The sequence below is a fragment of the Bacillus sp. FSL K6-2869 genome, assembly GCF_040869405.1.
GTDB classification, from domain to species: Bacteria; Bacillota; Bacilli; order Bacillales; family Bacillaceae; genus Bacillus; species Bacillus altitudinis.
In genome coordinates this window covers 1,199,600-1,211,344 of the sequence record NZ_CP152035.1, presented here as the reverse complement: position 1 = coordinate 1,211,344, position 11,745 = coordinate 1,199,600, and the positions used below count along the sequence as shown (strand labels likewise).

Annotated in this window: 10 protein-coding genes; 3 read left to right on the top strand and 7 right to left on the bottom strand. The window is 38.7% G+C overall.

Translation table 11 applies throughout. The features are described from left to right. The first annotated feature begins 29 nt into the window (after window positions 1–29). Window positions 30–1,499 (top strand): NAD(P)/FAD-dependent oxidoreductase, encoded by a 1,470-nt coding sequence (locus tag MHI58_RS06075; RefSeq protein WP_113766970.1) that lies wholly within the window; start codon window positions 30–32, stop codon window positions 1,497–1,499. A 32-nt stretch (window positions 1,500–1,531) separates the two neighbouring features. Here MHI58_RS06075 and hag (MHI58_RS06070) read toward each other — a convergent pair whose 3' ends face one another. The 4 genes from hag (MHI58_RS06070) to MHI58_RS06055 form a co-directional block, all read right to left on the bottom strand. Next, the gene (hag, locus tag MHI58_RS06070) at window positions 1,532–2,452 is read right to left on the bottom strand and encodes a flagellin Hag (RefSeq protein ID WP_041092274.1); all 921 of its coding nucleotides are present in this window, start codon (window positions 2,450–2,452) and stop codon (window positions 1,532–1,534) included. 294 nt (window positions 2,453–2,746) lie between these two features. After that, window positions 2,747–3,628, bottom strand: a complete 882-nt coding sequence (gene hag / locus MHI58_RS06065; protein ID WP_061418747.1) for a flagellin Hag — start codon at window positions 3,626–3,628, stop codon at window positions 2,747–2,749. Window positions 3,629–3,853: 225 nt separating this feature from the next. Further along, window positions 3,854–5,374 (bottom strand): kelch repeat-containing protein, encoded by a 1,521-nt coding sequence (locus tag MHI58_RS06060; RefSeq protein ID WP_113766969.1) that lies wholly within the window; start codon window positions 5,372–5,374, stop codon window positions 3,854–3,856. A 133-nt stretch (window positions 5,375–5,507) separates the two neighbouring features. Then, entirely contained in the window at window positions 5,508–6,122 is a 615-nt protein-coding gene (locus tag MHI58_RS06055) for a TetR/AcrR family transcriptional regulator (RefSeq protein WP_046343327.1), read from the bottom strand. Window positions 6,123–6,334: 212 nt separating this feature from the next. Here MHI58_RS06055 and MHI58_RS06050 point away from each other — a divergent pair, with 212 nt between their 5' ends. After that, window positions 6,335–7,447: an NAD(P)-dependent alcohol dehydrogenase gene (locus MHI58_RS06050; protein ID WP_113766968.1), complete on the top strand. Its 1,113-nt coding sequence runs from the start codon at window positions 6,335–6,337 to the stop codon at window positions 7,445–7,447. Between the two features lie 78 nt (window positions 7,448–7,525). On the opposite strand, the gene alr is transcribed toward MHI58_RS06050, so the two are convergent. Beyond that, entirely contained in the window at window positions 7,526–8,707 is a 1,182-nt protein-coding gene (gene alr / locus MHI58_RS06045) for an alanine racemase (protein WP_113766967.1), read from the bottom strand. 251 nt (window positions 8,708–8,958) lie between these two features. Between alr and MHI58_RS06040 the strand changes: the two genes are divergently transcribed. Further along, complete coding sequence (locus tag MHI58_RS06040; protein WP_024720168.1) at window positions 8,959–9,222, top strand: hypothetical protein; 264 nt, start codon at window positions 8,959–8,961, stop codon at window positions 9,220–9,222. Between the two features lie 784 nt (window positions 9,223–10,006). Here the strand turns inward: MHI58_RS06040 and MHI58_RS06035 are convergent. Both MHI58_RS06035 and MHI58_RS06030 read right to left on the bottom strand, forming a co-directional pair. Beyond that, window positions 10,007–11,140 (bottom strand): tetratricopeptide repeat protein, encoded by a 1,134-nt coding sequence (locus MHI58_RS06035; protein ID WP_056407869.1) that lies wholly within the window; start codon window positions 11,138–11,140, stop codon window positions 10,007–10,009. Window positions 11,141–11,244: 104 nt separating this feature from the next. After that, window positions 11,245–11,682: a GNAT family N-acetyltransferase gene (locus tag MHI58_RS06030; RefSeq protein ID WP_096881304.1), complete on the bottom strand. Its 438-nt coding sequence runs from the start codon at window positions 11,680–11,682 to the stop codon at window positions 11,245–11,247. Window positions 11,683–11,745: the final 63 nt, after the last annotated feature.

Here is an 11,745-nt window from a genome sequence, read left to right as displayed (position 1 = left end):
ATTTTATATATTCACTGGAGGCGCATGTTGTGACACAACCCATGAAGTATGAGCGGGCGATCGTCATCGGAGGCGGAATAACGGGAATGCTCGCTGCAAAGGTTTTATCAAGTTTTTACCTTGAAGTATTGATTATTGAAAAGGACGAATTGCCAGACGCTCCTGAGAATCGTCTTGGCACGCCTCAAGCTTTTCATCCACATAGAATGCTGCCACTAGGCAAACAAATCGTGGAACGTCTATTTCCTGGTTATACAAAAGAATTACTCGAAATGGGCGGGTACAACACATGGCATCAGACATCTCGATTTATGACAAAAGATGGCGAGTTAGTACTCACCGATACTGAAGAAACAGCTGTCACACGACGTGCCATGCTAGAGTGGGTGCTGATGCAAAGAATGTTACGTGAGGATCGTGTTCAATTTTTAGAAAAACATGAAGCGAACGCTCTTCTTTTTGAAGAAGAAACGACTAAAGTGAGTGGATTACAGGTCAAAGATCGGAGGATAAAGCCTGGAATCATCAACAAAATGAGCGCGGACTTAGTCATTGATACGTCTGGAAGAATGTCAAAATTGCCAAAATGGCTGAAAAGCGCAGGACGAACCTTGCCGCAGACAGATGAGCTAATCGTGTCTCTTGGCTATAGCACGAGATACTACCAAATACCATCTGAGGCACCGAACCTAGAACCAATGGTCATCGTTGGACAGCCAAATAAAAAAATTCCAACAGGACTGTTTGAACGAGTAGATCATGATTTAGCAGCGGTTCTTCTCTCTGCAGCTGGCGGTTCTCATTATCCAACAACGGACGCTGATCAGTTTGATGTAGAGACCGCTAGGCTGACCAATCCCTCTATAGCAGAAGCCATCACTCATTTAATTCCCTATACGAAACCAAAAGGATTTAGAGTTCCGGCTTGTGTCAGAAACCACTATGAACAAATGGAAGATTGGCCAAGCGGCTTATTGGTCATGGGTGATGCCTTATGCACATTAGATCCAATACATGGTCAGGGAATGACAAAGGCCGCTCTTGAGGCACAGACACTTGAGCGTATGCTCAAACAAGCACAAGAAGATGGGCTAATTTCTTTTGAACGGCATACCTTACAACAAATGCAGCACGCCAATGAGCTTGGCTGGTGGCTTTGTGCAATTGCGGATATGGCTTGGGAAGGCGTCGAATTAAAAGGAACCCCCATTCCCCATCTGACATTTGCACAAGAATTTTTCAATTATTATGTACAATATGCCGTTCAAACAAAACAACCTAAATGCCTTGAGGCGTATCATCGTATGCATTCGTTCTTAATAGAACCGAGAAAAATCATCAACCTAGAGCAGCTGCAAGACATGATTCAAGCTGACTCCACTGGTGAGGTCGGCCACTGGTGGCATAGGTGGGATCAAAAGAATGATGAATTAAATCGAGCTTTCTTCTATGAAGCTGTTCCAGACTTTCAATTACATCAATTGCTAAAATCAAACTAACATAAAAAAAGCCCCTCAAAGGGGGCTTTTAATTAACGTAATAATTGAAGTACGTTTTGTGGCTGTTGGTTCGCTTGTGCAAGCATTGCTTGAGAAGCTTGAGAAAGAATGTTGTTCTTTGTGAACTCACTCATTTCTTTCGCCATATCAACGTCACGGATACGAGACTCAGCAGCTGTTAAGTTTTCAGCAGAAGCGCTAAGGTTGTTGATTGTGTGCTCTAGACGGTTTTGGACTGCACCAAGCTTAGATCGCTGAGCAGACACTTGCTTAATTGCTGTTTCAATAATACCAAGTTGTGCATCAAATCCAGCAGCTTCCTCGCCATCTTCACCACTTGCACTAATAAATTTTGTCACATCGATTCCAGCAACAGAACCGGCTCCATCTTCACCTTCAGCCGTCCCATCTGTACCTAAAACTGAAGCACCCATGTTTTCAATGTTAAGTGTAATTTGTTGTGTTGCGTTTGCACCGATTTGGAATACAAGGCTTTGTGCCTCACCACCGTCATCAGCACCCTTAGACGAATAAGTTCCGTCTAATAATTTCTTCCCGTTAAACTCTGTACGAGTAGAAATACTTGTAATCTCATCTTGCAAGTTTGAAATTTCATCTTGAATGGATGCTAAATCCTCTTCCTGCTGTGTACCTGTGTTCCCAGCTTGAACAACTAGCTCACGAATACGTTGAAGTATCGCATGAGATTCAGTCAATGCGCCTTCAGCCGTTTGAATAAGAGAGATACCATCTTGAGAGTTTTTAGTAGCCATTTCTAGACCACGGATTTGACTTCTCATTTTTTCAGAGATCGCAAGACCTGCTGCGTCATCCCCTGCGCGATTAATGCGAAGACCAGAAGAAAGTTTCTCCATGTTCTTTTGGCTTGAACCGTTGTTAGTAGAAAGACGATTCAATGTGTTAAGTGCTGCGATATTGTGGTTAATTCTCATATTAAATGACCTCCATGTGTTTGAACCAATTAGACATCCATGTCTAAAAGTTCTAAATTAGAATTTTTCTGTAAGCCTTACAATCCATTTATCGAACTTTAATGGAATATGTTTAACAAAAAAGGAATAAATAAGGGAAAAGTCTCATTCAATATGATCGTTTCGCTAGAGTATGCCAAATTTAAAGGTCATTTTTCATGATTTAACAGAGGGATTAAAGAATCACAAGTGAAGAGAAGGAGAAAAAGCGAAGAAAAAAGAGCATAAAAAAAAGCCCCATCAAGGGGCCTTTCATTAACGTAGTAATTGAAGTACGTTTTGTGGCTGTTGGTTCGCTTGTGCAAGCATTGCTTGAGAAGCTTGAGAAAGAATGTTGTTCTTTGTGAACTCACTCATTTCTTTCGCCATGTCAACGTCACGGATACGAGACTCAGCAGCTGTTAAGTTTTCACCAGAAGCACCAAGGTTGTTGATTGTGTGCTCTAGACGGTTTTGAACTGCTCCAAGTTTAGCACGTTGAGATGATACTTGATTGATTGCATCGTCAACAATCTTTAATTGGGCATCATAGCCATCAGCTGCAACATCAGGTGCATTAGTAGCAAATTTAGTTACATCTAAAGAAGAAACATTTAAAGTAGCGTCTGTTCCAAGTGCATCAGCTGACATTTCTTCAATGTTTACTTTAATTTGTTGCGTAGCATTTGCACCAATTTGGAAAATTAGATCTGTTGCAGGAGTAGCACCAGCTTTGAAGTCACCAGTAAGTAATTTCTTACCGTTAAATTCTGTACGGTTAGAGATACCATCAATCTCTTCGATTAATGCATCCATTTCCTCTTTAATAGCAGTTAAATCTTCAGTTTGTTGAGTACCAGTGTTACCTGCTTGAACAGTTAGTTCACGCATACGTTGAAGGATTGCATGAGTTTCAGTCAATGCACCTTCAGCTGTTTGAATAAGAGAGATACCGTCTTGTGCGTTTTTAGAAGCCATTTCTAATCCGCGGATTTGTCCACGCATTTTTTCAGAGATTGCAAGACCTGCTGCGTCATCTCCTGCACGGTTGATTTTAAGACCAGAAGAAAGTTTCTCCATGTTCTTTTGGCTCGCACCGTTGTTTGCAGATAAACGGTTTAATGTGTTAAGTGCTGCGATATTGTGGTTAATTCTCATTTCCTATTACCTCCATGTATGTGGGACCTGACAGACGTCCTTGTCTGAAAAAAGTCCTTTATTCTAGGGCTTATCAACCCTGACAATTCTATTATCGGACGTGGTTATGGGATGTTTAGCAGATTTTTAAAAAAATATCTTATTTTTTTATGATGTTCATCCTAATTTTAACAATAATGTAAAATATAAAAAGCTGCTAATCTATTATCAGCAGCTTTCATTTTATCAATATTGCTTGATATCAAACATTAAGATATTTTGGTACACCACGTAATCTTTCTTACTTGTGAAAGGTCCTTTATTGTGTTCATCATTGATCTCATAAAAGTTCATTCCGATTCCAAAGCTTCTTTCTTTATACCAATTAAGAAAATCGTTGATTTCTTTCATTGAGAGCAGATAATCCTTTTGTAACCCATTGATCATGGTAATGGAAAGTATACCTTTCGCAGTTTCTTCGCCTGGTTTTGTTCCATCTTGGTCTTTTGGCTCTTCTGTTGTGCCGTCACCTGGCTTTGTTCCGTCTTGATCCTTTGGGTCTTCTGTTGTATCATCACCAGGCTTTGTTCCGTCTTGATCCTTTGGGTCTTCTGTTGTTCCATCACCAGGCTTTGTTCCGTCTTGATCCTTTGGGTCTTCTGTTGTTCCATCACCAGGCTTTGTTCCGTCTTGATCCTTTGGGTCTTCTGCTATCCCATCATCCGGCTTTGTTTCATCCTCAGTCACTTGTAAGTCTTTTAATGAAATAGAAATCACGGATCTGTAATCACTTTTCACAGAAAGATGTCTCATAGATTCCGAATAGTTACGTCCGCCAATGACATACAATTGGTCATCAACAATTGCTGCGACAGCTGATACTCTACCTTCTGGTAAATCATATGCTGAATTTTTAAATTGGCCATCTTTTGGATTGAAAATCTGAACTTTATTTACCATATTTTTCGAACTATCACCATATAATTGCCCACCAATAATAAAGAACTTGCCGTTGTAAGTTTCATAGGAGGGTTCATATGTATAAGATGTTAACTGAACATCAATTAATCTCTTCCAAGTATCTGTTGAAATATCATACTGAAACAAATACTTTTCTCTACTATGCCCTATCGAATTTTCGCCACCTGCAACATATATTTTTCCGTCAATTGCAGAAATGGCTCTCCCATTCCGAGATGGCAAACCCGATGAGTTCAAGCTCTTCCATTCACCAGAGACTGTATTGTATTCATAGACATTATTCTTATATGAGTTTTTTGAAGATACAATATATATCTTCTCTTTCACTGCAACTGCTTGTAAAGTTCCTTTACTATAAGCTGAAAAAACCGGCTCTCTTGGAATTCGAATCGGCTCTTCAGCCCACTGATCAAGTTCTGCATCATAAATATCTATAGTGTTATAAGCTACTTCTGTCTCTTCATTAATTCCACCTATTAGATAGATTTTTTTACCTACAGTAGCGTAAGTACCGCCTGTTCTATTTCTTGGCATACTGGCTTTCTCTTCCCAAACATCTTTTTTTGGATCATACATAAATGTTTGGTTATTCAACTTATTTTTTTCATTTGCTCCACCAAATACATAAATCTTCCCATCAACGACTCCCACACCAGCATTAATACGTTCTTCTGGTAAATCAGCTCGTTTCGTCCATCCAATTGAATTTTCTGCATTTGCTTTAAATGGACTAAGAATACTCATTAATAGGAGTACCGTGATAAATAATAAAAACCTTTTTTTCATTTTCTATTCCTCCAACTCGTTATGTTCCCTCCTTTTATCGTTCTATTTTTTACAAAGTTTACAATTTAAAGAAGTTTTAAATAAAACTTTATATACATTCAAAATGTTGTGGGCTAGAGATGCGGCCTAAGCATTACCTTTTCATAATCGCTTCTTCATTTTTCAACTGAATCATGAGTGAGGATTGAATATATAATAAATTGATAATACGTCGTGCCATTTCTGAGGGAGATGCATTGTAGTCATTTCTGATCCATTCAATGATAAAACCAAAGATGCCGTATGAACGATACTGGACAAAATAACTGTCGTTGATTTCTGCATACTGATCACTCACAAACGACATTCTATTTTGGAAAATATATTGTATTTTTTTAAGCAATTTTTCTTGTATGTGGGGAATTCGGTCTTCCATCACTAATAAATCATAATAGTCGCGATTTTCAACGATATATTGAAATACATCAGTGCCTTCTGGTTTCATGCGAGTTAAATCCAACAGTGGATTTTCACGAGTCGGCTTACAAAATTCATATTCGAAATTGACCATTTCCCGGTGAATAACATCTGCTGCTAATTCATCTTTACTTTCATAATGCACATAAAACGTCGTCCGATTATAGTTTGCCTTTTCCACAATATCCTTCACTTTTACGTGCGAATATCCTTTTTCTTTTACTAGTATTTTGAATGTTTGACGAAGTGTTTCTTTTGTTCGCTCAACACGACGATCCTCTTTTTTGATCATGGGCCCCTCCTTTAGAAACTTTTTAATAAATGTTGATTAGATATACATAAATTTATTTGTGTTGAAAACCTATACAAAAAAGATTTTTTGCTGATTGAAACGGAAAATCTTTCGTCCTACAATCAACTTAGTCATAAAGAAATGAATTTTTTGTGACATTTGATCTAACTTCTTCAGAATATCATACTATACAAAAAGTGAGGGCACATGATATGGAAATTCAAGCGATGGTCACAACAAATGAAAAAGATTTCGAGAAACAAACATTATTACTAGATGATCCAAAAGCAGATGAAGTGCTTGTCAAAATCGTTGCATCTGGCGTTTGTCATACGGATGCCACAGTATTAGATGGTACGCTTCCTGTCCCACGTCCTGCTTTATTAGGACATGAAGGCTCTGGCATTGTCGTAAAAGCAGGTTCTAATGTCACAACCGTTCAAGAAGGAGACCACGTTGTACTTGGTTTCGCTTATTGCGGTCATTGCCATAATTGTCTTGACGGGAACGCTGGTGGATGTGAAAACATGATTCCACTGAATTTTTCTGGTCGTAATAAACATAATGAAACGCCTATCCATACACATGATCATCAAGATGTATCACAATTTTTTGGTCAATCGTCATTTGGTACATATGCAACGGTTGATGAGAAAAATGTGGTGAAAGTAGACAAAGAAACTGATTTACGTTATTTAGGACCATTCGGCTGCGGCTTAATGACTGGGAGCGGTACTGTCTTAAATTCACTTGCTCCAGCTCCAGGTACAAGCCTTGTTGTGTTCGGTACAGGCGCTGTTGGTTTAAGTGGGTTAATGGCAGCAAAAATTGCAGGCTGTGATCCGATTATTGCCGTTGATATCCATGATAGCCGCCTTGAGCTAGCAAAAGAATTAGGTGCAACACATGTCATCAACAGTAAACATGAGAACCCAGCTGAAAAAGTGAAGGAAATCACAGAAGGAAAAGGGGCACATTACTCATTTGAAACAACTGGAGTACCAGAAGTCACGCTAGCTGCCCTTCACTGCCTGCGTGTCAAAGGAACTTGTGCAACAGTAGCAGTAGGAAAACGTGATTTAACGTTTAATGTCACAAATGATCTCATGCTCAATGCGCTCACGTTAAAAGGTGTGATAGAAGGCGATGCCGTTCCTCAACTATTCATTCCTAAACTAGTCAAGTTCTTTAAAAATGGACAATTCCCAGTTGAGAAACTAGCAAAATTCTACGAATTAGAAGAGATTGAACAAGCTTTTGAAGATTCTAAAAATGGATCTACGATTAAACCAATTCTTATTTTAGATAAAGAGTATCGAGCTTAAGCCGTAATAAGACATGAAACTCAAAATCCCCCTTTCCATATAAAGGGGGATTTTTGGACTTTCATGCAGTCCTTACCTTCACACATACATCACCGGCGTCGATATTTTAATAATCTTCCCGCCTCGACGATAAAACCTTGGAACACGGCGGCTTAATGTTGCAATGACTTCATAGTTAATCGTATTGAGCATTTCAGCAATTTCATCAACAGAAATTTCTCCGCCCTTTTGACGGCCATAAATGACGACTTCCTCGCCTTGCTTTGCTTTCATCTCTCCTAAGCTGATCATCGTCATATCCATTGTGACTCTGCCAGCAATCGGCATTCTTTCTCCGCGGAAAAGCATAAACCCTCGATTGGATAAAGCACGTGAGTACCCATCTGCATAACCAATCGGTATGGTTGCAATGACTTCGTCAGGCTTTGCCACATAGGTTGCCCCATAGCTGACCGTTCTTGGCTTTGTCACCATTTTCTTCACGAACGCAATTCTTGCTTTTAAACTGAGAGCGGGCTCTAGCTGAACAGCGTCTAAGCTTTTAATGTATTGCGAGGGATACAGTCCATAAAGTCCGATACCAAGCCGGATCATATCGGCGCTAAATTCAGGAAACGCAATCGAAGCAGCTGTATTGTTCATATGTACGGTCGGCAGTTTGATCCCTTCTTCTTTCAAAAACCGAAGAAAATCAATGAAGATGCTGTGCTGCAGCAACGTGAAATCAGGATCAGGCTCATCCGCAGTAGAGAAATGCGTAAATATTCCATCCCACCTCAGGTTTTCACTCTTTTCAAGCGCCTTCACCACCGCTAACAGCTCTTCCTTTGTCCGTACACCTAATCGCCCCATCCCTGTGTCAACATTGACATGAATCCCAAGCCGGCGCTGGCTTTCTTCTTCCGCTAAGATCTCATTTGCTTGAGCAATCCAGTCTTCTCGAAGGCCGGAGAGATCAATTCTCCAGGCTGCGGCCCTTTTCACACAATCGAGCGGTGTAAATCCAAGAACCAAAATCGGCGCTTCAATTTTTGCTCTTCGCAGCACAATGCCTTCCTCTAAGCTAGCAACTGCGAGCTCCGTCACACCGCTTTCCAGTGCCTGCCGTGCTACCTCCACTGAACCGTGTCCATAAGCATTCGCCTTCACGACAGCCATGATCTTACTTTTTCTTGGAATATGCGCTTGAATCGCTTCGATATTTCTTTTTATCGCATCAAGATTGACTTCTATCCAGACTTCCCTGCAAAGCTTTTGCATGTATTTCTCCTCCTAATCAATTTAATCATCCCTTTATCCATGTTCGCTTTTATGCGTAGTCTATCTTTATTCATTTTTAGGAAAAAACATTCAATCACGCCAAAAACAAATAATTCCTAAATATGTATATTTTTTGAATTTTTATTTATTTAGACATTTTTTGACATTTTTCTCCTGCTAGACGTGCTATTCTTATAAGCATCTGTTAAACATTGGTTTAATAGAAAAATAAGGAAAAGGGAGATGTTTTAATGTTTAAGGGAAAAATGAAAAAAATAGTGGGAGCTACTCTCTTCACTGGTGCTTTAATGTTCTCTGCAATTCCTGCTGATGCCGCTTCGAATTTAATCCCTATTAGGGACAAGTATGATGGCTATCAATATCAATGGAATGGCTACAATAGCAGTGGAGTAGCAACCGTTACCGTTTTCTTTAGAGATTCGAATGGTAAGTCTTACTCTAATACTTATGAATGTGTCACTGTTATAAGCGGCACTTGTTATGTTTACGAATAATGTAAAAATGCAAAAAAATCTGCCCCTTTATTAGGGCAGATTTTTTCACTTCACTTACTTAGAGGCCTCACATGAAATGGTGATTCCCCCTAGTAATTATTTTTCATGTAGTACACTTTTCTAGCTATTCTCATATTATTAACAACATTGAATCGATATAAAGGTGAAAGAGAAATTTAACATTGGCAATTCAAATTTTGAATGAGTTTATAGTGGAGTTTTGCGAATGAAAAATGAGACTTGAGAACTTTTGAATCTTTGTTGTTCTAGTATCGGCTTATACTGCCTGCCTTCCAATCAGAATGTTAGATTCATGAATGCTTTGCTAACTATTGATTTTGATTAAAATCTTTAGCGATAAGAAAGGTGACAATCAAATAGAAGATTGTGCCGAAAAACATACCATTTAACAAACTGATTAACAACATCTTACAAATCAGACCAACATAATAAGACACTGGCGTCCCTGGAAATACAGCCATATTTAACAGGCTAATCATAAAGGTTAAAGCAAAGAATATAATGAAAATCCTTCGAAATCATTTGGGTTTTAACATTGTCATTTTACTTCTTCCTCAGTATATTTTATGTGAAAAATATACTTTATCCATTGCATAAATTCCATTTTAAAGTAAAAAGCCCTTTAAGGGCCTTTTACTAAGCAGAATAACCGATACTTGCTGTATGACCTCTCCTAGCTTCATCATGACTTGCTGTAACTTCAGATGTGAAATAACTCACAACACTTATCACACTCATCACCACGAATACAATGGATACAGTTTTAAATTTCATATAGACAGTCACCCCGCTTTACTTGAACTTGGAAATAAAGAATTTTTTCATAAAACAGCATTGCCTTGTCTTTATCTCCCAATTCATTATAATATTTTGCGGCATCTTTTGCTAAGTCTTCAAGGTCAGGATACATGGACTTCATCTCTAACCATTCTGAAATTTGTTCTAGTTGTTCAAAATTGTTGTCAACGTATAGTGATTTTAAAAACGTAAAGATACGTAACAGCACATGATCTTTCAGTTTTTCAGATAGTTCTATTCCGCTATGCAAAGCATACGTACCTAAATCCTGTTCGTTCTTTTTAAAATAGGCTTTTGACAACATCACGAGAGGGTCTAAAATCCGATTTAAATGCTCGTAGCCCCGCTCTTTAAATGCTCGAATCGAGTCATTAAAGTGAATAATTGCTTGTGCTAGGTCACCATGATGAAAATAGCTCAACCCTAAATTATAGAGCGCTGACCCTTCTAATCTTTTTGTTGAGTGATCGGCAACTTGTTCTAGTGCGCGTTCAAAATGTGGAATGGCTTTTTCGGGACAGCCCATATCGATATAGTTTAAGCCAATGACAAAAGAACATTGAATTTCTCTAACTGTGTATGTATCTTTTTCTCGGTAACATTCTATCGCCTGTGCGATATGGTGCATGGACATGTGGGTTTGTTTCATGTGGTAATAGATTTCAGCCATTTTGTAATTGAACTCGGCACGTTCAATATCGTCACTTACAAGGGTTAACTTTTTTTCTGCCCGCTTATAGAAGGTAATCGCATTTAAGTATTCGTATTTCTCAAATTCATACATGCCGTAGAAAAAATTGAAGTAATATTCTAGCAATCCTGTTAATTTCTCTTGATCTTTTTTTATCTTCACTGCAAGTTCCCTGAAGTTCGCTCGTTCTTTCCCATTTTCTAAAGGATCCAAGTAATCTAGCATTAATTTATGTCTGAACTCCATGAGTGAGAAATATAATAATAAATCCTGATTTTCTTCCATATCATCAAGCATCGATTTGATTTCTTCTTTATACGCCTCGGCATCAGGAACATTAAATCTTTGAATATGATAATACCATTCATTGATTTTCAAGCCGACGTGAGAAGAAAGTACTTTTTTCATCCACCCCTACTCCTCCCTCTATTTTCCCTATAATGACATATATTATCATTTCATAAACCTTTCGACACCGAAAATAAACCGCAAAAAAGCCCCTTGTAAAGGAGCTAAAACATAAATGATCTTTCTTCATAAACAAGAACCCAGTATTCCGCCCCCGGTTCTCCTTCTTCTACCACTGCTTTCCAACCTCTTTTGTGATAGAAAGATAAAGCCTTGTGATTTTCGGAGACGCATTTGAGGGTGACCGGTGTTCCTAGAACTTCTATAGCATGTTGAAGCAATAGATCTCCAGCCCCTTGACCAGCCGCATTTGGATGGACAAACAAGAGATGAATAAAACGATCTGGTACATAGAGAGAAATGAAACCAAGGATTTTATTGTTCTTCTCGACTAAAAAAATTTGTTCCTCCTGGGTATCCTGATCAAAATCATGCAGATTTATTTCTTCCGTATGGAGCCAGTGAAAACTTTGCCGGCGGGATTCGAAATAAATGTCTCTTAATTGTGGATAGTCGATCGTTTTTGCTTCTCGTATAAGCATGTGAATCCCTCCAATTTCCAATTAAATAGGGCAGCCTCTAGACATAATGACCGAAATGCTTCC